Raw genomic sequence first — 22,679 nt, 5'->3', positions numbered from 1 at the left:
GCAAACCACCCCCGAAACAGCCGCTTTGCATTAACCGTCGTTCGCCGGCCAGATCGGCGTGATGAGCTTTCCATTGACGCTCAGGCGATAGCGTAGCGGGCGATAGCTTTGCGTGCGCCACCAGGGTTCGGGCACCTGGAAAAGCCCCTGCCGGTCCGCTTTCCCCCCCAGATCCTTGCGCGCGGTGACGGCGGCCAGCAGCGGGGCGAGCACCAGACCCGCGACCACCGGCAGCACCCAGCCGAGCGGCGTGCCGCTCCGCACAGCCAGGAAGGTGAGGCCGACGCCCAGCAGGACATGCCATTTGAACAGCCAGACCGCGGTGCCGATCGCGATGCCGTCCCGGTCGCGGGTCTGCCCGTTCCAGGCGCTCTTGCGGCCCATGAGGATGCCGAACAGGTTGATGGTCTGCGTCAGCATGGCGACCGGCGCCATCAGGATCGACAGGACGATGTCGAGCGCGACGCCCCGGCTCATCCGCGCCGCGCCGCCAAAGCCGATGCGACGGGCAGGGTCGGCGAGCGCCCATATCATCGACAGCAGCTTGGGACCGAAAAGCAGCACGGCGGTCAGCGCCAGCAGCCCGCCCGACGGCAGCACGGCGCTGGCCGGCCACAGGCCCGCGACCGCGCCGCCCAGCACGACCAGGATCAGCGCCAGCCACAAGGGCGACGTGCAATAGGCCGATGCGCCGACGAACAACTGGAAACGGCTGACCGGGTGCAGCCCCTTGATCCTCGCGATCAGGGGGACGTGCTGGATATTGCCCTGGCACCAGCGCCGGTCACGGGTGGCGAGGTCGGGGAGGGACGGCGGAAATTCCTCGAAACTGTCATCGGCCGTCACCATGTGCACGTCCCAGCCGCGCCGCCGCAGCAGCGCCGCCTCGATCATGTCATGGCTCATGATATGGCCGCCGAAGGGCGCGCGGCCCGGCAGTTCGGGCAGGCCGCAGCTTTGCGCGAAGGCGCGCACGCGCAATATGGCGTTGTGGCCCCAGAACATGCCTTCGGACCCCGCCCACCAGATCATGCCGGCGGCCGAGATCGGGCCGAACAGGCGGCTGGCGAATTGCTGCCAGCGGGCGAAGAGCGTGGATGCGCCCACCACCGTCGGCACGGTCTGGATCAGGCCGAGATGCGGGTGCCGTTCCATGTCGGCGGCGAGGCGCGCCATCGTCTGCCCGCTCATCACGCTGTCGGCGTCCAGCACGATCATATAGTCATAGCCGCCGCCGAAGCGCTGCACCCATTCCGCGATATTGCCCGGCTTGCGTCCGATATTGAGCGCGCGGCGGCGATAATGGACGGCGCGGGAGAAGCTGTGGCGGATCGCCTGATAGGCCTGCCGCTCGACCTCTCCATTTTCGGCGTTGGAATCGCTTAGGATGAAAAATTCGAAGCGTTCCCCGCCCATCACCTGCGTCAGGGACCGCTCCATGATCGACAGCCGGCCCAGCACGCCCAGGAAATCCTCATTGCAGACCGGCAGCAATATGGCGGTCCGGCCGCGCAGCGGATCGCCGGGCCGCAACGCACGGGGTTGCACGCCGCGCCCGCGTCCGATGGTCAGCAACAGGAAGCCGATGAAGCTGGTCGCGAAGCCGAAGGCGATCCAGGCGAAAAGGGGAATGAACAGCGCGAGATAAATGCCCTCCCACAAGGATATGCCGTCCAGCCCGATGGAAAGCCGCATTTCATGCGCCGCCATCGATGCCGGGAGAAGCGCCAGCAATATGACGAGCGCCCGCCGCGCCCAAAGGTCGATATTGAGCGGACGCGGGGATGGACTGGCCGGAGCCGAGGAAAAATCCTGCACCGGCATGGCAAGCGGCATTTCCGCCGGCACCTGTTCGAATGCCTGCGTCACGGTTGCGCCTTGCGGTTGTTCATGCGCCGGCCTTATGCCGTCCCTGCCCTTCATTCCCGTTCCGTATCCACTTGACCCCCACGCTCAACCCCCCTTGCTGCCCAAGTGTTCCGGTCATCCGCCGAGCGGATAATGCACATATTCGCTGATGGGGCGATCGCCGGAGCGGAGTTGAACCCGAATATCCGTCGCTCCGCCGCCGTGGCGCGCCACATCCAGCACGACGCGGAAGAGATTGCGCTGGCCCAGCACGGGATAGCCGGCCTTTTTGAGAAGCGCGCCATGGGCCACATCGGTCCAGATTTCCGACTTTGCCTCTGTCACATCCGCGAAGTCGACGACCAGCCGGTCCTGGCCTTCCTGATCGCCGTGTCCGCGCCAGACATCCGTGACCCATGCCGTTGCGGCGGATGCGGGCCTTTGCGTCGCCGACCAGTCGAGCCGATAGCTGGCGTCGATCCGCCTGCCGGGGCGGACGGAGGCGGAAGGGGTCCAGTAGGCGGCGATATTGTCGGTATATTCGCTGTCGGTGGGAAAGGCATAGAGGCGCACCTCGCCCGGCCCCAGCCGCTTCGACGGGGTGGCCCAGAGCGAAGGGCGGCGGTCGTAGAATACGCCGTCGTCCTGATAATGACTGAAATCGCGGTCGCGCTGGAGCAGGCCGAAACCGGCGGGATCGCGCTCGGCAAAGACATCGACGCGCGGGGCGGCCGGGTTGGTGAGGGGGCGGCAATGGGCCGTGCCGTTCGCGCTGGCGATGGCGAGCATGTCGCTATCGTGGATTTCCGGCCGCCAGTCGGTGCCCTGCGTCCGGTTCGCCTGATCGTACCAGAACATGCTGGTCATCGGCATCAGGCCCAGTTCCTCGATCGGCCTGCGGGGGAAGAGGGCGGCGGTCACGTCCTGCCGGACGCCCTGCGGCCCAAGCTGGCTGACGAAACGGAAGGCGCCGGTGATCGACGCGCCATCCAGCAGCGCGTGGACGGTGACGCTGTCCGCGCCGGTGCGCTCCAGCCAGAAATGGGTGAAGCGGGGAAATTCCTCTTTTCCCGCAATGCTGGTGTTGATCGCCACGGCGCGGGCGGACAGACCGAACTGCTTTTGCGGGCTGGGCGCGCGGAAATAGCTGGCGCCAAGAAAGGAGAGCCAGTCCCCGTCCCGCGCCGCGTTCATGATGCGGAAGCCCGCAAAGCCCGCGTCGGGGCCAAGCGCGGCCACGGCATTGCCCGGCGGCGTGTCGAACATGGAGGGATCATAGCGCAGCGGCGTCGCGCGGCCATTTTCCACGATGGCGATGGAGACGGGCTGGGCGGCGTTGGCGCTCAGGGGAAAGAAACGGATGCCGGTATGGCCGGGCAGATCGCCCCAGAGCGTGCGCTCCTCCCGGAAGCGGGCCTGGTGCAGGGCGTCATAATCCACCTTGGCCGCGCCGGGGTGAAGGGGCGTTTCCTGAAAGGGCGCGCGGGCCAGCCGCTGGGCCATGGCGACCAGCGCATCCCAGGAAAAGGCTTCGCTCCGGCCCTGGGCCATCAGCGGACGGGGGAGGAGGAGAGCGGCGCTGGAGGCGGCGATCATCGCGCGCCGGTCGATCATGGTCATGGCCCCATCATGGGAAGGACGGCGCGCTTTGCAAGCCATGGCCCGCGCAAATGCGATGAAGCCTCCGTCCGGGGGGACGGAGGCTTCGGAAAGCTGGTCTTTGATCGAAAGGTGTCGCCTCCGGCACGGTGGGGACTGTTGATGTGCCGGAGGCTCCATGTCCGGTGAGGCGACCAGACCTCACCGTGCATTCTTATGCAAGCGGATTACTGGATCAGCTTGAGGACGTTCTGCTGGCTCTGATTGGCCTGCGCCAGCATCGCGGTCGAAGCCTGGCTCAGGATCTGCGCCTTGGCGAGGGCGGTCGTTTCCGTCGAGAAGTCGGCGTCTTCGATCCGGCTGCGGGCGTCGCTCAGGTTGGTGACGTTTGCGGTCATGTTGTTGACTGCCGATTCAAGCTGGTTCTGCGTCGCACCCAGCGTGGCGCGGGCGTTGGACACCTCCGAGATCGCCGCATCATATTGCGCCAGCGAGGCGCTGGTGGCGGCGTCGGCGAAGGTCAAGGTGTTCACGATATTCAGCTTGGAAGTCGCATCCGCGAAGTTGACCGATTTCAGCGTGATCGAGTCGGTGCTGTTGGCGCCGGTCTGGATTTTGAAGCCCGTCGCGGCGGCGGCGTTGAACAGCGCCTTGCCATTGAAGGTCGCGTTGGTGACGACGGATTTGATCTGGTCATTCAGCGCCTTCTGTTCGGCGATGATGTTTTTCTTGTCGTCATCCGAATAGGTGTCGTTGGTCGCCTGGACCGCCAGTTCGCGCATCCGCTGCAGCATGTTGCTGACTTCGCCGAGCGTGCCTTCCGCCGTCTGCGCCATCGAAATACCGTCATTGGCGTTGCGGATGCCCTGGGTCATGCCGCGGATCTGGGCGCTCATCGAGTTCGAGATCGCGAGGCCGGCGGCGTCGTCCTTGGCGCTGTTGATGCGCTTGCCGGTGGACAGGCGTTCCATCGCGGTGCTGAGCGCCTTGCTCGAAGCGGCCGAAGCGCTGGTGGCACGCAGAGCAGAGGTGTTGGTTCCGATAACAGTCATGGTGGTCCCTTTCGTTTCACATCAGGTCGCTGCCATCAGGCTGCTTGCGGCCTCGAAAGGGGATAACGGCGGGACGGGAAAAGCTTTTAGGGGCAGATGCGATTTTTTTGAAAAAGACCGGGAAAACGGCCTCTTACGCGCGCGTGCATATAAGAAGTGCGGAAAAATGGTCTGCCGGGCGGAAAAAAATTGCCGGTCGGCGGCAAGGGGAAGGCGAGGTTAACCATATGATAACCATGAAGGGCGCAAACATGGCCCTATCGAAAGGGGGCTGGAAGTGCGGGGGCACTGGCTAGCCACATATATGGGGAATGTGCATGTCGTCTCTCGACGTGAGCCAAAGGGTCTGCGCGCTGGTTCCGGGGTTGCAGCACTGGCTTGAAAATGCCTTTTTCGCCGTGCGGGCGGTGGATGCCGCGTCGCCGCGCGACCGCGACGACCGGCGCGTGCTGCTGGCGGCCGAGATCGCCCATGCGACCCATCGCGATATTCTGATCAACCTGATCGATGGCGCGCCTTCGCTGGTGCCCGCCGCCAATGGCCTGCCCGCCCGCGTGGCTTTCGGCCTGGAGGATATGGGTTTCGCCTTCGCGCTGATCGCGGAGCTGGCTCGTCCCGACGCCATTCCCGCTGTCGGCGACAATGCCAGCGCCCGATTGATGACGCTGGCGGGGCGGGTGGCGCGCAGCGACGCCACCGTGCTGATCCAGGGCGATACCGGCACCGGCAAGGAAGGCATGGCGCGCTTCCTTCACGCCCAGTCGGGCCGTATTTCGCGGGACTTCATCGCGGTCAATTGCGCCGCTTTGCCCGAAACCATGATGGAAGCGATGTTGTTCGGCCACAAGAAGGGCAGCTTCACCGGCGCGGCCAATGCGTCCGAAGGGCTGTTCCTGGCGGCGGACGGCGGCACGCTGTTCCTCGACGAGATCGCCGAACTGCCGCTGGCGCTTCAGGCGAAGCTGCTGCGCGCGTTGCAGGAGGGCGAAGTCCTTCCCGTCGGCGCGACCCATCCGGTGCCCGTCAATGTCCGCGTGATCGCCGCGTGCAACCGCAATCTGGCCGACGAATGCGCCGCCGGACGGTTCCGCGAAGACCTTTACTGGCGTTTGAACGTCATGCCGCTGGAATTGCGCCCGCTGGCCGAGCGTCCCGGCGACATCGCCGCTATCGCCGCCGCCATGCTGCTGCGTCATCAGGATTTGGCGAAGGACGCCTTCGTCTGGCCGACTCCGCAAGCGCTGGCGAAGCTGGAGGATCATGCCTGGCCGGGCAATGCCCGCGAGCTGGGCAATGTGCTGCAACGGGCTCTGGTGCTGCGCGACGGCGCGCGGATCGACGCCGACGACCTGCATCTGGCCGCCGCGCCGCAGCCGGTTCGCCGTTCCGCGCCGATCCTGGTGCCGGACGAGCCGATCCGCCTGCGCGACGTGGCGCGCATGTCCAAGCTGGAAGCCATCCGCCTTGCGCTGCGCGAAACGGACGGCCACCGCGCCGCCGCTGCCCGCAAGCTCGGCATTTCGGAACGCACCCTGCGCTATCGGCTGGCCGAGATGCGCGAACTGGCCGCGGCGTGAGGAATTAGAGGATGAGCAGCATCTCTCCCACCGATAGCGTGATGGCGATCCGCAACGCCATCCTTCAGAAGAACGCCGCGCTGCGCGACGTCGCTTCGACCGGCAATGCCGGCGGCGTGGCCGGAACGGGCGGCGCCGATGCGACGGCGCCCGGCAATTTCACGCAGGCGCTCAAGTCCGCGCTGGATCAGGTCAATGGCCTGCAAAGTCAGGCGGGGGAAGCCGCCGCCGCCTTCGAACGGGGGGAAACGACGGACATCGCCGCCGTCATGCTGGCAAAGCAGCAGGCGTCGGTCAGTTTCGAAGCCACCCTTCAGGTCCGCAACAAATTGCTGTCCGCTTACAAGGACATCATGAGCATGCCGGTGTAATATGAGCGAGAACGCACTTACCCTCGATAGCGGCGCGGCCGCTACGCCTGCCCTCACGGCGACCTTGTTCGGCGGCGGCGCGAAAGGCGTCGATGCGCTGAAGGCGCGCTTCACCGGCTTCATGAAGCAGCCTGCGGTGGCGAAGAGCCTGCCGCTGCTGGGCCTGCTGGGCGTGGTAGCCATGGCGGGTCTTGCCTGGCTGGCGCTGCGCGAACCGCCGCAGCGCGACCTGTTCCGCGCCTTGCCCGACGGGGACAAATCGGCGGTGGCGCAGGTGCTGGACCAGAACGGCGTGCGCTACAGCTTCGACAATGCGGGCGGGATGACCGTATCGCAGGACGATTATTTCAAGGCGAAGATGATGCTCGCCGCGCAGGGCCTGCCCAAGAGCGCGCCCGACGGCAACAGCATGATCGACAGCCTGCCCATGGGCGCAAGCCGCGCGGTGGAAGGCGAAAAGCTGCGGTCGGCGCGGGAAATGGACCTTGCCCGCACGATCGAGGCGATCGATTCCGTGGAAAGCGCGAAGGTGCATCTGGCGGTCGAGCCGCCCAGCGTGTTCCTGCGCGACCGGGCCAAGCCCACCGCCTCCGTCATGCTGCGTCTGGCGCAGGGACGGACGCTGACCGACCAGCAGGTGAGCGCCATCGTGCATCTGGTCGCCTCCTCCATCCCGGAGCTTAATCCGCAGGATATTTCGGTGGTCGATCAAAATGGCCGTTTGCTCAGCAATAATGACGCCAATTCCGCCGACGACCGCCAGCTTGCGGTGCAGGACCGGGTGGAGGATCGCTATCGCCAGTCGGTCGTCGCGCTGCTGACGCCGATCCTGGGCGCAGGCAATTTTTCGACCGAGGTTCATGCCGAACTCAACTTCGCCGAGCGTCAGGCGACGCGGGAAACCTATCCGCAGGATGAGGCGCGCCTTCGCAGCGAGCAGGGAAGCTGGCAGTCCGACCCGCGCGGTCAGGGCAATGGCGAGGCCGGCGGCATCCCCGGCGCGCTCAGCAATCAGGCGCCGGTCAATCCGACCGTGACGCAGACCAATCCCAACGGCCAGGCCGTGCAGCAGGGGCAGACCGGAAATGGCGCGAACGCCGCCGCTCAACCGGGCACGCCGCCCAATCCGGTCCTGAAGACCGAGGAAACCTTCAACCGCAATTTCGAGCTGGGCCGCGAAGTGTCCGTCACCCGCGACGCGGTGGGCACGGTCAAGCGCCTGTCGGTCGCCGTCGCGCTCGACAATGGCGCGGACGGCAAGCCCCGCAGCGCGCAGGAAATCGCCGCGCTGGAAGCCTTGGTGAAGGGCGCGATCGGTTTCGACCAGAGCCGGGGCGACGTGGTGGCCCTGTCCTCACGCGGTTTCGTCAAGGCGGAAGAGGTGAAGGCCCCCTGGTATGAAGCCGACTGGATGTCGCCGCTGGTCCGCAATGTGTCGGCGCTGCTGGTTGCTCTGCTGCTGATCTTCAGCATTGGCCGCCCGCTGCTCAAGCGCCGGGCCGCCGCGCAGGAGGCCGCCGCCGCTGACGCCGCCGCAAACGGCCAGCGCATCGGCCGCGAGATTTCCGGCGAACTGACGCGCCATGCTGCGGAAAATCCCGGCGAGGGGCGACCGATCACGCTCGACATGATCTCCTCGGCGCCGGACTATAGCCAGCGCGCCGATCTGATCCGCAATTTCGTGAAGCAGGACCCGGACCGGGCCGCGCTGGTCGTGCGCGACCTGCTCAAGGAGGGGAAGAAGGACAATGCCTGAGGCCGCCTCCGCAACCCCCGCGGCGCTGAAAGGCAGCGCCGCCGCCGCCGTCCTGCTGATGCTGTTCAACGAGGATGAGGCCGCGCAGATCCTCTCGCGGCTGGAGCCCGACGAAGTGCGCCAGCTCGGCAACGCCATGTATGACGTCGCGGATGTCGAGGTGGACGAGGTCAATCAGGCGCTCGACCATTTCGTTTCCAAGGCGAAGAAGCGCACCACCATCGGCTATGGCGCGACCCAGCATATCCGGGGCGCGATGACCAAGGCGCTGGGCGAGGAGCGGGCCGAAACCATATTGGCGCGGATCACGCCGCCGACGCGCTCGACCCAGCTTGAGATGCTGAAGTGGATGGACGCGAAGGAGATCGCGTCCCTGATCGAGGCGGAGCATCCGCAGATCATGGCGATTGTGCTAGCCCATCTGGAAGCGCCCGTCGCGGCCGATGTGCTGCAATTGCTGCCGGCGGAATATCAGGAAGAGATCGTCTATCGCATCGCCACGCTGGGGCCGGTTTCCAACGAGGCCTTGGACGATCTGGAACAGCTTCTGATGCGCGGCCCGGCGACCAAGAAGCAGGGCGCGGCGTCGCAGCGGGGCGGCACCGTCGAGGCCGCCGCCATCATGAACAATGTCCGCAAGGATAATGAGCAGCGCATCATCAAGGCGCTGGCCAAGCGGGACAAGATGATCGCCCAGACCATCGAGGAGGAGATGTTCGTCTTCGACAACCTCATCGACATGGACGACAAGAATCTGGGCACGCTGATGCGGACGGTGGACAGTCAGGTGCTGGTGGTTGCGCTCAAGGGCGCGAACGAGGTGCTGAAGGCGAAGATCTTCGCCTGCATGTCCGCCCGCGCGGCCCAAGCCATCGCCGACGAGATCGAGGAGCGCGGGCCGATCCGCCTCGCCGAAGTCATCGACGCGCAGAAGCTCATCATCGGCACCGCGCGCCGCATGGCCGACGCGGGCACGATCATGCTGGGCGGCAAGGGGAACGACTTTGTCTAATTTCTGGGCGGCCGAGAGCGGCAGCGACATCGCCAGCATCCCCGTCGCGGGTGTGGCGCGGATCGAAAGCAGCGGTTTCCGCAGCCTCTACACCGCGCCGCCGGGCGCGCAGACGCAGGCGATGCGGATGGCGGCCTATGCCGATGCGGAACCGGAAGGCGATCCGCTGGAGCAGGCGCGGATCGAAGCCTTCGCGCAGGGGTTCGATGAAGGCTGCCGCGTGACCGAAGAGGGCATGGCCAGCGATGCGGAAGCGCGCAACCGGCTGGCCGAGGCGTTGGAGATGCTGACGCCCGCGCCCAGCGGAACCCTGGCCACGATGCTGTCGGCCACGGTCATCCGGCTCGTCTCGCAGATTGTGGGCGAAGTGGCGATCGACGCGGAGCTGCTGCAACAGCGATGCGAAACCATTGCGGCCTTCATCGACGAGAATGAGGGCAAGAGCGCCCTGCACCTGCACCCCGACGACATGCCGCTGGTCGATGGCGGGCAGGTCGGCGTGAAGCTGGTCGCGGACGCGTCGATGAGCCGGGGCTGCGTGCGGCTCGATACGGCTGACGGCTGGGTCGAGGATGGGCCGGACGTGCGGCTCGCCCGGCTGCGCGCTTTGCTCGACGATATGGAGGGCCGTTCATGAAAGGAGATTGGGCATGATCCGGGCCGCAATCGCCCAGGCGGAGACGCTGTTCGATCATTTGCAGGTGCAGAACCGCCAGCCCCGCCATGTGGGACGGCTGGTGAGCCACGATGCCGGTATGCTGGAAGTGACGGGTTTCCGCCGCCCCATCGGCGCGGGCGCGCGGGTGATCGCTTCCGATGGAACGATCGCGCGGGCGGAGGTCGTGGGTTTCCGGGGGGAACGCACGCTGCTGGTGCCGCTCGACAATGGCGCGCCGCTGGAAAATGGCGCGCGGGTCGAGCCGGACAGCCAGGCGAACATGGTGCAGGTCGGCGAAGGGCTGATCGGGCGCGTCATCGACGCCATGGGGCAGCCGCTCGACCGCAAGGGACCGATCATCGCGGGCGGAAGCTGGCCGCTGAACGGCGTTCAGGGCAATGTGCTGGATCGCGGGCGCGTGACTGAGCCTTTTGACCTCGGCGTGCGCGCCGTCAATGCGCTGCTGACCGCCGGGCGGGGACAGCGCATCGCCATCATCGCGGGTTCGGGCGTCGGCAAATCCGTGCTGATGGGCCAGATGATCGCGGGCGCGGAAGCGGATATCGTGATCGCGGGCCTGATCGGCGAGCGCGGACGTGAAGTCAGCGATTTCCTCGAAACCAAGCTCAAGGGCACGATGCACAAGAGCATCGTCGTCGCGGTTCCGGCCGATCATCCGCCGATCCTGCGCCTGCGCGCGGCGGCGCGGGCGACGGCCATCGCCGAATATTTCCGGGCGCGCGGCAAGAAGGTGCTGCTGCTGATCGACAGCCTGACGCGCTGCGCCCATGCCCAGCGGGAAATCGGGCTGGCGCTGGGCGAACCGCCCGCGATGAAGGGCTATCCCCCTTCGGCGCTGGCGCTGATCCCGCGTTTGGTGGAGCGGGCGGGCGTGGATTCGCGCACGGGGGGATCTATTACGGCGCTGTATACGGTGCTGGCCGATGGCGACGACACTGACGATCCCATCGTGGATGCGGCGCGGGCCATTGTGGACGGCCATTTCGTGCTTTCCCGTCATCTGTCGGAGCAGGCGATCTTTCCCGCCATCGACATCGGCAAGTCCCTCTCGCGCGTCATGGCCGATGTGGTGCCGGACGAGCATCGCGTGGCGGCGGCGGCCTATCGGCGGCTTTGGGCCGCTTATGAGGAAAATCGCGACCTGATCCTGATGGGCGCCTATCGCCCCGGCAATGATCCGGTGATCGACGAAGCGGTGCAGCGGCGGCAGGAAATCCTGGACTTCATCCAGCAGGACCAGAAAAGCCGCGTCGACCTTTCCACCAGTGCTGACGCGCTGATGGCGGAGTTCGGCGCGTGAAGGGCCTTGTCGCCCGCCGCCAGCGCGTGCTGCGCGTGCGCCATGTGCAACATGCCATGGCGGCGGCGGAAACGGCGCGCGCGCGGGACGAGGCGGAGGGCATCGCCCATAATGCCGAACGCCTGCGCCGGGTGCGGAGCGACCTGTTCCAGGCCGAGGGCGCGGCGAACGGCGCGTCCTTCGCCGCGATGCAGGAGTTGGCGGGGCGGCTGGAGCAGGCGGGACGCCAGCTCGACGGCGCTCTTTATGATGCGCGGCGCAAGGTGGAGGTGAAAGAGAATCTCAGCCTCGCGGCGAACCGCGACAAGGAAATCGCAACGAGATTGAAGGACCGCGCTCGGGCGGACCTGGAAGAATGGCGTGAAAACCGGCTGGCGGCGCTGCCAAGCTATCGCCGGATGCAACGCAGGGGAGAACTGTGACATGACCATGTTGACCAGTCTCAAGGCGCTTCTGTTTTCCTCCGCCGCGATGAAGCTGCCCGTGCCCGGCGATGGGACCGGCGCGGCTTCTCCGGCGGGCGAGGTCGATTTCGCGGCCTTGCTGAACGGCTCCATGAAGGGGGATGCCGTTGCGGTTTCCGACGCCCCGCCGCGCCTTGGCGAAGCGGAGATGGAGGAGGGCGGCGCGGATTTCGTTCCGCCCATGACGATCGTTCCCGGCAATCCGGGGGAGCGGTTCTTCCCGACCGCGCCCGCCACGCCCTTGCCGCCCGTCGAAGCGACGGACGTGCCGGTCGAACCGGAGGACATCGGCAAGGCCCCGGCGGTGGCCGTGCAGGCCGATCCAAAGCCCATGGCGGTCCCTCCGTCGGAGGAGCGGCCCGAGGCCGCCAGTGACGCCCTGGACATGGAGGCCGGTGACGCCAAACCCGTGGAGGACGAGAAACCGGCCGATAAGGCCCAAGCGAAGACGACGGACGAGACCGCAACGGCGATTGCGTCGCCGGCATTGCCAGCCCCGCCGGTGATCGTCGCGCCTGCGGTCCCGGCTGTTCCTGCCCCGCCGCATGGGTCGGCCGCGAAGGACGGGGAGGTTGTGCTATCCGCGCCATCGGCTGCGAAGCCGGGCGGAATGGTGGAGCGGGCAGAAAAGATCGATGCATCCGCGCCGCCGGTTCCGGTCCCGCAGGGATCGGCGCGCGCGGCCGGCAAGCCGGAAAATCCCGTGCGGACGCAGGCCGGGCCCGTCGTGACGGATGAAGCCCCCAAGCCCGATGGCAACGCCCCTCCCGTGCCGGAAAAGGAAGGCAAGGGCACGGCTTTTGTGGAAGCGAAGCCGTCCGTAGCCCCGGTGGACAAGCCGCCGGTCGCCCCGATGGACAAGGCGGCGGCGTCGACGTCGGATGACGATGCCGTGGCTGCTGCGATGACGGAGAAGGCGCCGCCGTCCGCCGCCGCTGCCCCGAAGCTGCCGCGGTCGGAAGCGCTTTCGCTGCTCCAGATGGTGCGCGAGCAGTTTGCGCGCCCGTCGCCCGAAACCGCCCGCGCACCCGAAGCCATCGCAACGGCGCATGCAGGCGGACGGGACGCGAAGCGGGTGATCGTGGAAATGGCGCCTCTCGCGGCTCCCATCGGCCAGACGGACAGCGCCGGGAATGGGACGGCGCCCTTGCCGCAAGTCGCGCCTGCCGGCGCGCCTGCCGCGCCTGCCGCCGTCATGCCGGCCGCCGATATCGGCGCGAGCCTGGGCGCGCAGGTCGTCGACATGGGCGTGTCGGGTCAATGGATCGACGGTCTGGCGCGCGACATTGCCGGGCTGGCGCAGCATGGCGCGCAGGGACGCTTCCAGATCAATGCCAGCCGGTTGGGGCCGGTTCAGGTCGACATCCGCCATGGCGCGGATGGCGCGGCGATCAGCCTGACGGTCGCCAATGAGGCGGCGGAGCTGGCCCTCAAGCAGGACAGCGACCGCCTTCGTCTGGACGCGGGTTTGGCGGCGGTCCGCATCTCCGACGTGAAGATCGAGCGCGCGCCCCCTATGACGGAGGCCGCGCGCCCCGATGGAGCCGGGCAATCCGGCGGCCAGCAATCCGGGCAGCAGCAGCCGGGGCAGCAATCCTCCTCGCAGGGGGCCGCATCCGCTTGGCAGGGCGGCGGACAGGGCGGACAGGGCATGGGCCAGTCCGAACGGCAGGGGCACTGGCAATCGCGCGAAAATTTCGCGTCCGGCCTTAAAGCAAGCTCCGACCGGGCCGTTATTAACCAAAAGGACGCAGGCGACGGCGCGGGCGATGCCCGCCGCGCGCGCTATGCGTGACCGATCATTTCCGGGGAACATGAACCATGAGCGATGAGGCGAAGGCCAAGAAGAAAAAGGGCGGGAGCATGAAGATGATCGTCATGCTCGTCATCGCCACGCTTGTCGGGGGCGCGGGGGCCGCCGGCGGGCTGTATGCGGCCGGTTTCTTCTCGCACAAGGAAGAAGGCCCGAAGGAAGATCCGAACAAGCCGGTGCTCGTGCTGGCGGGCGAAAATGCCGAGGAAGTGGCCAAGGCGCACGGCATGGGCGGTGCAGGACATGGCGGCGGCGCGGCCGTCGCGGGCCATGCGCCGGGCAAGGGCATCGACCTGCCCACGCCGGCCAATCCCGCCGCCTATCAGGCGACCTATTTCCAGTTGCAGACGCCCTTCACGTCCAACATGTCGGACAGCGACGCCTTCGCCCAGATCGCGCTCGCCGTGTCGACCTATTACGACATGCGCGTGATCGAGGCGATCAAGACCCATGAAATGGCGATTCGCAGCCAGGTGCTGATGCTGCTGGCACAGCAGCCCGAAGCCATGCTGGCGACGCCCGACGGGAAGAAGCAGCTCCAGACCCGGATCAAGGGCGTTATCAACGATGTTTTGAAGCAAAAGACGGGCTATGGCGGCGTCGATAACGTTTATTTTACCAATTTCGTTATTCAATAGGGCTGCCTGAACGTCGGGAAGTCCCCTGACGAACGGGTTGGGGACTTTCATGAACGACGTTCAATCCTATGCATTGGGACGCGGGGAATCGCAGGCTCCGGTCATGCTGTCGGGGCTGGACCGGCTGGGCGAAAAGCTCGGCCGGCGCATCCGCACGCTGATCGAGCCGATTTCCGGCATCCGCCCGCATGTGACCGCCGAAGCGACGCGCGTGCTCGACTTCGGCCAATGGTCGGCCGAGCTGCCGGATTTTTGCAGCATGTCCTTCTATCGCCTGGCTCCGCTCAAGGGGCAGATGCTGCTGCGGATGGATGCGGCGATGATTTCCGTGCTGGTCGACTGCTTCTATGGCGGCGTCGGCAACCGTCCCATGCCCTCCCGGGGAGAGTTCACGCCCACCGAAGACCGGCTGATCGCGCGGATCGCGGAATCGCTCGTGACGCGGCTGGTGGAATGCTGGAGCGAGGTGATCGCGCTGGATGCGGGGCTTGCCGCGCGGGAGACGGGGCTGGGCTTCGCCGCCGTCGCCCAGCCGGGCGACCAGATGGTGCTGCAACGCTTCACGCTCAGCCTCAGCCGGAATCACGAATGGCCCATCGACCTTCTGTTTCCGCTGTCCGCCCTGCGCGGCGTGGAAGCCTTGATGGGCGTCAGGATGCCCATCGACGAGGAGCATGTCGATCCCGTCTGGCAGGCGCGTATCGCCCGCCGGATGCAGGACATCCGCCTGCCCGCCCGCACCGTGCTGGCGCGGCCCAATCTCTCGCTCGCCGATCTGATGCAATTGAAGACGGGCGACGTCATCCCCGTGACCATCGGGCGCAGCCTGCCGCTGATCGTGGGCGACCGCATCGTCGCGCACGGGACCATCGGTGAACAGGACGGGCGCGCCGCCTTCCAGATCGAAAAGCTTGCACAAGGATCGGATCAATGAGTGACATGACTGAAGCGCCGCGTTTGGACCGGCAGGAAGACGCCGCGGTCGGCATGACCGCCAATCGTCAGTTCAAGCTGCTGGCGGACATTCCCGTCCGCATGTCGGTGGAGGTGGGATCGACGTCCCTGCGCCTGGCCGAAGTCATGGACCTGGCCGAAGGCTCCATCGTGGAACTGGACCGTCAGGCCGACGATCTGCTCGACATCATGGTGAACGGCGCGCTGATCGCCAAGGGCGAGGTGGTGACGGTCAATGGCCGCTACGGCATCCGCATCGTCGATATCGCCGCCACCGAGACCCGTCTGGCGGGCGTCGAGCGGCGCGGCTGATCGCAGGCGCAAGTCTTTTCGCTTGCGTTGCGGGCCGTTCTTGCGGATCGGATGGCGCATTAACCATAGTCGCGGGGCCGCTTCATGTTCTGGTATTTCGTCAAACTGCTGATCCTGCTGCCGCTGGTCGGCGGCATGGCCTTCGGCGCGCTGTGGCTGTGGCGCAAATATCAGCCCGGCATGATGGCGGGTCAGGACGGCCGGTCGCTCAAACTGCTTGAGGCATTGCCGATGGGGACGTTCGGCAAGCTGGCGGTGGTGGAGTTCGAGGGGAAGAAAATCCTGCTGTCCGTCACGCGCGGGCGGATCGAGAAGATCGCGGAAGGCGATCCGTTCCGTGCGCGTTAAGACGCTTCTGATCGGTTTTGCGCTGCTGGGGGGCGGGTTGCTGCTTGCCCATCCGGCGCTGGCGCAGGCGGTTCCGGCGGCACCCGTCGACAATGGCGGGGCGCTGAGCCGCGCCATGGGGCAGATTTCCGGCGACGGCCGTCCGCTGTCGCTAAGCCTCCAGATATTGGTGCTGATGAGCCTGCTGACGGTGCTGCCGTCGCTCGTGCTCATGATGACCAGCTTCACCCGCATCATCATCGTGCTGTCGCTGCTGCGGCAGGCGCTGGGATTGCAACAGACGCCGCCCAATCAGGTGCTGGTGGGCCTCGCGCTGTTCCTCTCGCTGTTCGTGATGCGCCCGTCCATCGACCAGATCAACGCGCAGGCGTTCGATCCCTATGGCAAGGGCCAGATTTCCATCGAGGAAGCGGTGGGCCGCTCCGGCAAGGTGCTGCACGGCTTCATGGTGAAGCAGACGCGGGAGACGGATCTCAAGCTCTTCGCCAACATGGCCGAAGCGCCCGCTTTCCGGTCGTCGGCCGACATTCCCTTTTCGATCCTGCTGCCCGCTTTCGTGACGAGCGAACTCAAGACCGCCTTCCAGATCGGGTTCATGATCTTCCTGCCGTTCCTCATCATCGACCTTGTCGTCGCATCCACGCTGATGGCGCTGGGCATGATGATGCTGTCGCCGACGATCATATCCATGCCGTTCAAGCTGCTGCTGTTCGTGCTGGTCGATGGCTGGGCGTTGACCATGGGGTCGCTTGCCGGCTCCTTCGCGACATAGGGCCGGACCGATGGAGAACGCCGATTTCTTCATGGGGCTGGCGCAGCAGGCGCTGTGGATCACGGCGCTGGCGGCGGCGCCGATCCTGATTCCGGCGCTGATCGCGGGCGTGCTGATCGGCATGGTGCAGGCCGCGACCTCGATCAACGAACAGACGTTGAGCTTCATTCCCAAGATCATCGTGGTGTGCGCCATGCTGGCGCTGTTCGGCGGGTCGATCATGGTGCTGGTCGCGGACTTCACTCGCGAAATATTTGAGCGGATACCGGACCTGCTGCAATGATGGCGCCCGGCTTTGCGGGCGTGGAAACACAGCTCTGGATCTGGCTGATCGCGATGATCCGGCCCGGAGCGGCCTTTATCGCCGCGCCCGTGTTCGGCGCGCCTGCCGTGCCGTTGCAGTTGCGGCTGATCCTGTCGCTGGCGCTGGGGCTGGCCGCGCTCAACGCCGTGCCGATCCATCTGCCGCAGGACGGCGTGGCGAGCTTCGAAGGCGTGATGCTGGTCGCGGGGGAAGTGCTGGCCGGGCTTGCCATGGGGTTCGCCGTGCAGATCGGCTATGCCGCCGCCTTCGTCGCGGGGGAGGCGATCGGCAACAGCATGGGCCTGGGCTTTGCCGCGATGGTCGATCCGCAATCGGGCCAGTCGACACAGGTGGTGGGGCAGTTCCTGTCCATCCTTGCAACCTTCCTGCTGCTCGCCATGGATGGGCATCTGATGCTCGCGAGCTTCGTCGTGCAGAGCTATCAGGCGCTGCCGCCGGGCGCGGCGATGCTGAGCAACGATGCGGTATGGCACCTGATCGAATTTGGCGGGGCGCTGCTGGGGGCGGGCGTGACCATCGCGCTGCCGGTGGGTTTCGCGCTGGTGCTGGTGCAGATCGTGATGGGGATGCTGGCGCGGACCGCGCCTTCGCTCAACCTGTTCGCCGTTGGGATGCCGGTTGCGCTGATGGCGGGACTGGTGCTGCTCGCCATCGCCACGCCGGTGATGGGCGAGGGTATCGCCGCCGCGCTCAAGGCCGGGCTGGAGCAGGCCCAGTCGATTGCGGAAGGACGCTGAGCCATGGCGGAGGGCAATGGCGGCGAAAAGACCGAAAAGCCGACACAGAAGAAATTGCAGGACGCCGCCAAGAAGGGCGACATCCTCCAGTCCCGCGAGCTGGGAACCGCGCTGGTGGTGATGGCGGGAATCGGCTGGCTGGCGGTGATGGGGCCTTCGCTTGTCGAGGCTTTGTCGCACATGCTGATCGAAGCGCTGCGTTTCCGGCGGGAGGATATTGTCGACTTCGCGCCTGCCGACCGGGGCATGGCGCTGCTGTCGGGGATCGCGCTGCCGGTGGGCGGCATATTGCTGGCGACGCTGATCGCCGCCATCGCCGCGCCCGCGCTGCTGGGATCGCTGGGGTTTCGGCCGGGAGCGTTCGCGCCCAAGGCGTCGAAGCTCAATCCGGCATCGGGTCTCAAGCGCATGTTCGGCGTCAACGGGCTTATCGAACTGATGAAATCCATGGCGAAGGTCGGCCTGCTCGGCGCGATCGGCGTGTGGGTGATCTGGGACCGGCTGACGGCTATAGTCGGGCTGGGCAAGGCTGGCGTCGCGCCCGCCATGTCGAGCCTGGGCGATATGTTCATCATGACCTGCCTCATCATGGCGGGCGGGCTGTTCCTGATCGCGGGGATCGACGTGCCAGCGCAGATATTCCAGCGGGGCAAGCGCCTCGCCATGTCGAAGCAGGACTTGAAGGACGAGAATAAGGAAAGCGAAGGATCGCCCGAACTGAAAGGCCATATCCGCCGCAAGCAATATGAGGTGCTGAACGGTTCCACCCGCAAGGCCGTGGCCGAAGCCAGCGTCATCATCACCAACCCGACCCATTTCGCGGTCGCGTTGCGCTACACGCCGGGGCAGGACGCCGCGCCTGTGGTGGTGGCGCGGGGATGCGATGCGATTGCCGCCGCAATCCGCGATCTTGCCGACCAGAACGGCGTGCCGGTCATGCAGTTTCCCGAACTCGCGCGCGCGATCTACTTTACCTCGCGCGCGGGGCAGATCGTCAATGAAGGGCTGTATATGGCGGTCGCGACGGTATTGGCGTTCGTCTTCCGCGTGGAAAACCGCATGGCGAGCGAGATGGACCGGCCGTTCATCAGCGTGCCCGACGACCTGCGTTTCGACGCGGACGGGCGGAAGGTTTGATGGCGGGTGAGCCGGTGTGATGGATAGTGGTTTGGGATGACGGATTGGGGCCGGCCAATTACAACCATGGCCGCACCGTGCATTCGCAAGCCGCACCACCGCCAGAAAAATCGCCATGGTGAATTAAAGTTTAGCTGAACTCGTCCGTATTCCCTTCATGGGGACGCATTAGGATGGTGCGTCATGAACGAGTATCTTTCGAAGACCGAGATATCGTCTGTCGACCGGGTTTCCGCCCGGACCAATGCCGTGCCGGCCGTTTCGGCGGCCCAGTCCGCGACCGTGAGGCCGGACAATGGCGATGCGGCAGCCTCTCGCGGGCGCGCTCCTCTCGGGTCCGCCAGCGATAGGGCGGCTCTCGACGATGAGGTCGCCAGCGCAGCGGAATATGCGCGCATTCACGCGGAAATCGCCGACATCATGGCGGACGTGCGGGCCGGCGCATCGGTCACGGTCGAAGCGGCGGCGTTGGAAATCCAGTCCATGCTGCCGACGCCCACCGTCATCGTGCCGCTCCCTCCCGCCAGCAAGGAAGCGGTGGAAAGCACGGTGCTGCTCGCGCGGCGGCTGGCGGAACAGTCCCGCTATGCCCATGCCGCGCAGGCGCATCTGCGGCGCGGGACAGTGGACCAGATCCTGTCCGCGGTCGTCTGAAGGGCGCTTTTTCCCCCGACCGGCATTCCACGAAAATCTTTCCTAAAGGTCTGTGCGCTAGGGCCGTTCTTCTATTCTGAAAGGACGGGCACATGGCTTCGATTGGCAGCAGCATCTCAAGCGCTCTGGGCGTCGGGTCCGGCATCGATACGGGCGCGCTGGTTTCCAGTCTGGTCAGCGCCGCCCGCGATCCCAAGCAGCAGGTCATCACCAGCCGCCAGAACCTCAATAGCGCGCGCATTTCCGCGCTGGCTTCGGCGTCCAGCTCGCTCGACACCTTTGCCGATGCGCTCAATAGCCTGCTGTCGGGCACCGGCTATTCCGGCGTGCCCGCTTCCAACGATCCCAGCATCGCGGCGGTCAGCGCCCTGCCGGGCGGCACGCCGCAGGGCCTGCCCGCGCAGCTTCAGGTGCAGCAGCTTGCCGCCAGCCGCACGCTCGCGACCGCGCCTGACCCGAATGTGTCGGCCACCTCCCTCGTCGGGGCGGGCACGCTGACCCTGACGGTGGGAAGCGGCACGCCCAGGGATATCGTCCTCACCGCATCGAGCACCTATGCCGATCTGGTGAGCGCCATCAACGCCAGCGGAACCGGCGTCACCGCCTCGCTCGTCACCGATACGCAGGGCACGCGGCTGGTGATGAAAGGCGCGACCGGCGAGGCGAACGACTTCTCGCTGACCGCCGATTCCGCCGCGCTGGAACCATTCGCCTGGTCGAAGACGGGGCCGAACGCCAATTCCGCCTTCACCTCCGTATCCACGGCGCAGGATGCCGTCATCCTGCTGGACGGCGTGGAGCAGCATTATGCGACCAACACCGTCGACACGGCCATTCCCTATCTGCGGATCGACCTTAACAAGGCGTCGCCGAACACGCCGGTGACGCTCGCCACGACCGAGCCTACCACGTCGATGCGCGACCTGATGGTCGAGTTCGTCAACGCCTACAACACGCTGATGAAGGCGTTGAACACGGCGACGGCGAAGGGAACCGATTCCTCCGGCGCGGGCGTGCTGAACGGCGAATCGTCCATCCGCGACATGAAGCGCCAGCTTTCGCAGATGACGTCGGCGGCGCTGTCCCCCACCGGCACATACAGGACGCTGGCGGACCTGGGCATTGCGACCAATCGCGACGGCACGCTGACGCTGGACACCAAGGCATTGGACAAGGCGATGGCGGCCGATCCGTCCGCGATCACGCAATTGCTCAATCCATCGGTCAAGTCGGACAGCAATCCGGGTCTGGCCGGCCTGATGGACAAGGTGCGCGACAGCATCCAGAAGAAGGACGGTCCCCTCGCCGGCGCGCAGAGCAAATATGAGGCGCTGGCAAAGAGCCTGTCCGAGCAGCTTGAGAAACTCAGCGACCAGATGACCGACTATCAGGCGCAGCTCACGAAAATCTACACGGCCATGGAAACGCGGTTGACCGCGCTCAAGGCCACCCAGAGCTATCTGCAGCAGCAGATCGACGCCTGGAACAACAGCGACAATTAAGCAGGGACGCACAGGGCGATGTTCTACAATCAGGGATATGCAGGCAATATGGCGGCGCGGCGTTATGCGGCCGTCCATTCGGGCGCGCGGACCGAAGGCGCGACGCCCCATGCGCTGGTGAAGATCCTGTTCGACGAACTGCTGATCGCGCTGGACGCCACCATGCTGGCCGAGCGGCAGAACGACCGGCTGAAGGTTTCGGACAAGCAGGCGCGGGCCATGTCGATCCTCTTCGCGCTCGAATCGAGCCTCGATTTCGACAAGGGCGGCGACATCGCCGTGGGCCTCGCCCAGATCTATCGCGAAGCGCGCCGCCTGCTGCTCGTGGGCGCGAAGGAGCGCGATGCCAGACCCGTCGAACAGGCGCGCGCCATGATCGGCGAAATCGCGGACGCCTGGGGCCAGATCGGCTGAAGAAGCGGTCCTGGGTGGTTCGTCATGCGAGCGAAACGTTCCCTCCTGACCGAAAACCTTCTCCTCCGTCCGGGGTTGCGCGGGGTTCGGCGCGCTTGTATAGGCGGCTCTCGCACAGGGCGGCCCGGCGGGGCCGCCTTTTTGCGTTTCGCCAAATGGCCTTCGGACGATTCATCATCAGCCCAGGAAAGGGAGCATCATGTCGATCACGCCGCTCATGCCCGTCTACCCCCGGTGCGATGTCCGTCCGGTGCGAGGCGAAGGCTGCTACCTGGTCGGCGAGCGCGGCGAGTGCTATCTCGATTTCGCCAGCGGCATCGCGGTCAACCTGCTGGGCCACGGCCATCCCCGGATCGTGAAGGCGATCGCGGATCAGGCCGCGACGCTGATGCACACGTCGAACCTCTACGGGATGCCGCTGGGCGAAAAATTCGCGCAGCGCCTGGTCGATGCGACCTTCGCCGACACGGTGTTCTTCACCAATTCGGGCGCGGAAGCGGTCGAATGCGCGATCAAGACCGCGCGCCGCTATCATTATGCGAACGGCGCGGCGCACCGGCACAAGATCATCAGTTTCGACAACGCCTTCCATGGGCGGACGCTTGGCACCATTTCGGCCACCAGCCAGCCCAAGATGCGCGACGGGTTCGAGCCGCTGCTGCCGGGCTTCACCGTGGTGCCGTTCAACGATCTGGCGGCGGCGAGCGCGGCGGTCGACGACGACACCGCCGGTTTCCTGCTGGAGCCGGTGCAGGGCGAAGGCGGCGTCATGCCCGCGACGCGGGAATTCCTGACGGGCCTGCGCACGCTGTGCGACGAGAAGGGCCTGCTGCTGATCCTCGACGAAGTGCAATGCGGCTATGCGCGCACCGGCACCTTCTTCGCGCATGAGCAATATGGCGTCGCGCCCGACATCATGGCTGTCGCCAAGGGGATCGGCGCGGGCTTCCCGCTGGGCGCATGCCTTGCGACCGAGGACGCGGCCAGGGGCATGGTGTTCGGCACCCACGGGTCGACCTATGGCGGCAATCCGCTGGCGATGGCGACGGGCCTTGCCGTGCTGGACGAAGTGCTGGCCGACGGTTTCCTCGATCGCGTCAAGGCGATGGGCGCACGCCTGCGGTCCGCGCTGGAGCAGCTCATCCCCAATCATGACGGCATGTTCGAGGATGTGCGCGGCATGGGACTGATGCTGGGCGTCAAGATGAAGGACGCCTATGACGCGCGCGCTTTCGTGGCGCATCTGCGCGACCGTCATGGGCTGCTGACGGTATCGGCGGGGCAGAATGTCGTGCGCATCCTGCCGCCGCTGGTGATCGAGGACAGCCATGTCGCCGAATGCATCGAGAAGATTTCCGCCGGCGCGCGCAGCTTTGCCGGAGAAACGGCGGCGGCCTGACACCAATCATCCCCAT

Annotated in this window: 23 protein-coding genes; 20 read left to right on the top strand and 3 right to left on the bottom strand. The window is 66.1% G+C overall.

Annotated elements, in window-relative coordinates:
- Nucleotides 1-30: 30 nt before the first annotated feature.
- From mdoH to IQ35_RS11450, 3 genes are all read right to left on the bottom strand, one after another.
- Nucleotides 31-1,923 carry a glucans biosynthesis glucosyltransferase MdoH gene (gene mdoH / locus IQ35_RS11460; protein WP_145073648.1) on the bottom strand — a complete coding sequence of 631 codons (1,893 nt, stop codon included), beginning with the start codon at nt 1,921-1,923 and terminating at the stop codon, nt 31-33.
- A gap of 60 nt (nt 1,924-1,983) precedes the next feature.
- Nucleotides 1,984-3,468: an OpgD/OpgG family glucan biosynthesis protein gene (locus IQ35_RS11455; protein ID WP_145073645.1), complete on the bottom strand. Its 1,485-nt coding sequence runs from the start codon at nt 3,466-3,468 to the stop codon at nt 1,984-1,986.
- 206 nt (nt 3,469-3,674) lie between these two features.
- Nucleotides 3,675-4,499, bottom strand: a complete 825-nt coding sequence (locus IQ35_RS11450; RefSeq protein WP_021244576.1) for a flagellin N-terminal helical domain-containing protein — start codon at nt 4,497-4,499, stop codon at nt 3,675-3,677.
- A 317-nt stretch (nt 4,500-4,816) separates the two neighbouring features.
- On the opposite strand from IQ35_RS11450, the gene IQ35_RS11445 reads away from it, so the two are divergent.
- The 20 genes from IQ35_RS11445 to IQ35_RS11350 all read left to right on the top strand — a co-directional run bounded on the left by IQ35_RS11445 (nt 4,817) and on the right by IQ35_RS11350 (nt 22,663).
- The gene (locus IQ35_RS11445; protein WP_145073642.1) at nt 4,817-6,076 is read left to right on the top strand and encodes a sigma 54-interacting transcriptional regulator; all 1,260 of its coding nucleotides are present in this window, start codon (nt 4,817-4,819) and stop codon (nt 6,074-6,076) included.
- 11 nt (nt 6,077-6,087) lie between these two features.
- Nucleotides 6,088-6,447 (top strand): flagellar hook-basal body complex protein FliE, encoded by a 360-nt coding sequence (fliE, locus tag IQ35_RS11440; RefSeq protein WP_031290899.1) that lies wholly within the window; start codon nt 6,088-6,090, stop codon nt 6,445-6,447.
- A gap of 1 nt (nt 6,448) precedes the next feature.
- A complete protein-coding gene (gene fliF, locus IQ35_RS11435) occupies nt 6,449-8,203 on the top strand; it encodes a flagellar basal-body MS-ring/collar protein FliF (protein WP_145073639.1) in 1,755 nt (584 codons plus the stop codon).
- Nucleotides 8,196-9,215 (top strand): flagellar motor switch protein FliG, encoded by a 1,020-nt coding sequence (fliG, locus tag IQ35_RS11430; RefSeq protein WP_145073636.1) that lies wholly within the window; start codon nt 8,196-8,198, stop codon nt 9,213-9,215. Before fliF ends, fliG begins: the two co-directional genes overlap by 8 nt.
- Nucleotides 9,208-9,852 (top strand): FliH/SctL family protein, encoded by a 645-nt coding sequence (locus tag IQ35_RS11425; protein WP_145073633.1) that lies wholly within the window; start codon nt 9,208-9,210, stop codon nt 9,850-9,852. The genes fliG and IQ35_RS11425 overlap by 8 nt, the downstream gene beginning before the upstream one ends.
- Before the next feature lie 13 nt (nt 9,853-9,865).
- The gene (locus IQ35_RS11420) at nt 9,866-11,194 is read left to right on the top strand and encodes a FliI/YscN family ATPase (protein WP_145073630.1); all 1,329 of its coding nucleotides are present in this window, start codon (nt 9,866-9,868) and stop codon (nt 11,192-11,194) included.
- The gene (locus tag IQ35_RS11415; RefSeq protein ID WP_145073627.1) at nt 11,191-11,616 is read left to right on the top strand and encodes a hypothetical protein; all 426 of its coding nucleotides are present in this window, start codon (nt 11,191-11,193) and stop codon (nt 11,614-11,616) included. The genes IQ35_RS11420 and IQ35_RS11415 overlap by 4 nt, the downstream gene beginning before the upstream one ends.
- 1 nt (nt 11,617) lies before the next feature.
- Nucleotides 11,618-13,453 carry a flagellar hook-length control protein FliK gene (locus tag IQ35_RS11410; RefSeq protein ID WP_145073624.1) on the top strand — a complete coding sequence of 612 codons (1,836 nt, stop codon included), beginning with the start codon at nt 11,618-11,620 and terminating at the stop codon, nt 13,451-13,453.
- 26 nt (nt 13,454-13,479) lie between these two features.
- Entirely contained in the window at nt 13,480-14,109 is a 630-nt protein-coding gene (locus IQ35_RS11405) for a flagellar basal body-associated FliL family protein (RefSeq protein WP_145073621.1), read from the top strand.
- A 49-nt stretch (nt 14,110-14,158) separates the two neighbouring features.
- A complete protein-coding gene (locus IQ35_RS11400) occupies nt 14,159-15,043 on the top strand; it encodes a flagellar motor switch protein FliM (RefSeq protein WP_021244586.1) in 885 nt (294 codons plus the stop codon).
- On the top strand, nt 15,040-15,375 hold the full coding sequence (fliN, locus tag IQ35_RS11395) for a flagellar motor switch protein FliN (RefSeq protein WP_021244587.1): 336 nt from the start codon (nt 15,040-15,042) through the stop codon (nt 15,373-15,375). Before IQ35_RS11400 ends, fliN begins: the two co-directional genes overlap by 4 nt.
- An 84-nt stretch (nt 15,376-15,459) precedes the next feature.
- Complete coding sequence (locus IQ35_RS11390) at nt 15,460-15,723, top strand: FliO/MopB family protein (RefSeq protein WP_021244588.1); 264 nt, start codon at nt 15,460-15,462, stop codon at nt 15,721-15,723.
- Nucleotides 15,713-16,495, top strand: coding sequence for a flagellar type III secretion system pore protein FliP (fliP, locus tag IQ35_RS11385; RefSeq protein WP_021244589.1), 783 nt, complete (start codon nt 15,713-15,715; stop codon nt 16,493-16,495). Before IQ35_RS11390 ends, fliP begins: the two co-directional genes overlap by 11 nt.
- A 10-nt stretch (nt 16,496-16,505) precedes the next feature.
- Nucleotides 16,506-16,778 carry a flagellar biosynthesis protein FliQ gene (gene fliQ / locus IQ35_RS11380; protein ID WP_021244590.1) on the top strand — a complete coding sequence of 91 codons (273 nt, stop codon included), beginning with the start codon at nt 16,506-16,508 and terminating at the stop codon, nt 16,776-16,778.
- On the top strand, nt 16,775-17,557 hold the full coding sequence (fliR, locus tag IQ35_RS11375; protein ID WP_062063406.1) for a flagellar biosynthetic protein FliR: 783 nt from the start codon (nt 16,775-16,777) through the stop codon (nt 17,555-17,557). Before fliQ ends, fliR begins: the two co-directional genes overlap by 4 nt.
- A gap of 3 nt (nt 17,558-17,560) precedes the next feature.
- Nucleotides 17,561-18,694, top strand: coding sequence for an EscU/YscU/HrcU family type III secretion system export apparatus switch protein (locus IQ35_RS11370; RefSeq protein ID WP_021244592.1), 1,134 nt, complete (start codon nt 17,561-17,563; stop codon nt 18,692-18,694).
- Between the two features lie 183 nt (nt 18,695-18,877).
- Entirely contained in the window at nt 18,878-19,348 is a 471-nt protein-coding gene (locus tag IQ35_RS11365) for a hypothetical protein (protein ID WP_145073618.1), read from the top strand.
- A gap of 92 nt (nt 19,349-19,440) precedes the next feature.
- Nucleotides 19,441-20,850 (top strand): flagellar filament capping protein FliD, encoded by a 1,410-nt coding sequence (fliD, locus tag IQ35_RS11360; protein ID WP_145073614.1) that lies wholly within the window; start codon nt 19,441-19,443, stop codon nt 20,848-20,850.
- A gap of 18 nt (nt 20,851-20,868) precedes the next feature.
- Entirely contained in the window at nt 20,869-21,264 is a 396-nt protein-coding gene (locus IQ35_RS11355; RefSeq protein WP_145073612.1) for a flagellar export chaperone FliS, read from the top strand.
- Between the two features lie 199 nt (nt 21,265-21,463).
- Nucleotides 21,464-22,663, top strand: a complete 1,200-nt coding sequence (locus IQ35_RS11350) for an aspartate aminotransferase family protein (RefSeq protein ID WP_145073609.1) — start codon at nt 21,464-21,466, stop codon at nt 22,661-22,663.
- The last annotated feature ends 16 nt before the right edge of the window (nt 22,664-22,679 follow it).

Origin of the sequence: Sphingobium wenxiniae, from assembly GCF_007830065.1 — a bacterium.
Classification (GTDB): Bacteria; Pseudomonadota; Alphaproteobacteria; order Sphingomonadales; family Sphingomonadaceae; genus Sphingobium; species Sphingobium wenxiniae.
The sequence above is the reverse complement of the archived record's forward strand: the minus strand, read 5'-3'. Positions and strand labels throughout refer to the sequence as shown.

Coding starts and splice junctions, on each gene's coding strand:
- IQ35_RS11355 (WP_145073612.1), top strand. CDS start 20,869: ATGTTCTACAATCAGGGATATGCAGGCAATATGGCGGCGCGGCGTTAT.
- fliF (WP_145073639.1), top strand. CDS start 6,449: ATGAGCGAGAACGCACTTACCCTCGATAGCGGCGCGGCCGCTACGCCT.
- fliN (WP_021244587.1), top strand. CDS start 15,040: ATGAGTGACATGACTGAAGCGCCGCGTTTGGACCGGCAGGAAGACGCC.
- IQ35_RS11410 (WP_145073624.1), top strand. CDS start 11,618: ATGACCATGTTGACCAGTCTCAAGGCGCTTCTGTTTTCCTCCGCCGCG.
- IQ35_RS11455 (WP_145073645.1), bottom strand. CDS start 3,468: ATGACCATGATCGACCGGCGCGCGATGATCGCCGCCTCCAGCGCCGCT.
- fliR (WP_062063406.1), top strand. CDS start 16,775: ATGATGGCGCCCGGCTTTGCGGGCGTGGAAACACAGCTCTGGATCTGG.
- fliD (WP_145073614.1), top strand. CDS start 19,441: ATGGCTTCGATTGGCAGCAGCATCTCAAGCGCTCTGGGCGTCGGGTCC.
- fliE (WP_031290899.1), top strand. CDS start 6,088: ATGAGCAGCATCTCTCCCACCGATAGCGTGATGGCGATCCGCAACGCC.
- IQ35_RS11445 (WP_145073642.1), top strand. CDS start 4,817: ATGTCGTCTCTCGACGTGAGCCAAAGGGTCTGCGCGCTGGTTCCGGGG.
- IQ35_RS11420 (WP_145073630.1), top strand. CDS start 9,866: ATGATCCGGGCCGCAATCGCCCAGGCGGAGACGCTGTTCGATCATTTG.
- mdoH (WP_145073648.1), bottom strand. CDS start 1,923: ATGAAGGGCAGGGACGGCATAAGGCCGGCGCATGAACAACCGCAAGGC.
- IQ35_RS11405 (WP_145073621.1), top strand. CDS start 13,480: ATGAGCGATGAGGCGAAGGCCAAGAAGAAAAAGGGCGGGAGCATGAAG.
- fliG (WP_145073636.1), top strand. CDS start 8,196: ATGCCTGAGGCCGCCTCCGCAACCCCCGCGGCGCTGAAAGGCAGCGCC.
- fliQ (WP_021244590.1), top strand. CDS start 16,506: ATGGAGAACGCCGATTTCTTCATGGGGCTGGCGCAGCAGGCGCTGTGG.
- IQ35_RS11350 (WP_145073609.1), top strand. CDS start 21,464: ATGTCGATCACGCCGCTCATGCCCGTCTACCCCCGGTGCGATGTCCGT.
- IQ35_RS11370 (WP_021244592.1), top strand. CDS start 17,561: ATGGCGGAGGGCAATGGCGGCGAAAAGACCGAAAAGCCGACACAGAAG.
- IQ35_RS11390 (WP_021244588.1), top strand. CDS start 15,460: ATGTTCTGGTATTTCGTCAAACTGCTGATCCTGCTGCCGCTGGTCGGC.
- IQ35_RS11400 (WP_021244586.1), top strand. CDS start 14,159: ATGAACGACGTTCAATCCTATGCATTGGGACGCGGGGAATCGCAGGCT.
- IQ35_RS11365 (WP_145073618.1), top strand. CDS start 18,878: ATGAACGAGTATCTTTCGAAGACCGAGATATCGTCTGTCGACCGGGTT.
- IQ35_RS11450 (WP_021244576.1), bottom strand. CDS start 4,499: ATGACTGTTATCGGAACCAACACCTCTGCTCTGCGTGCCACCAGCGCT.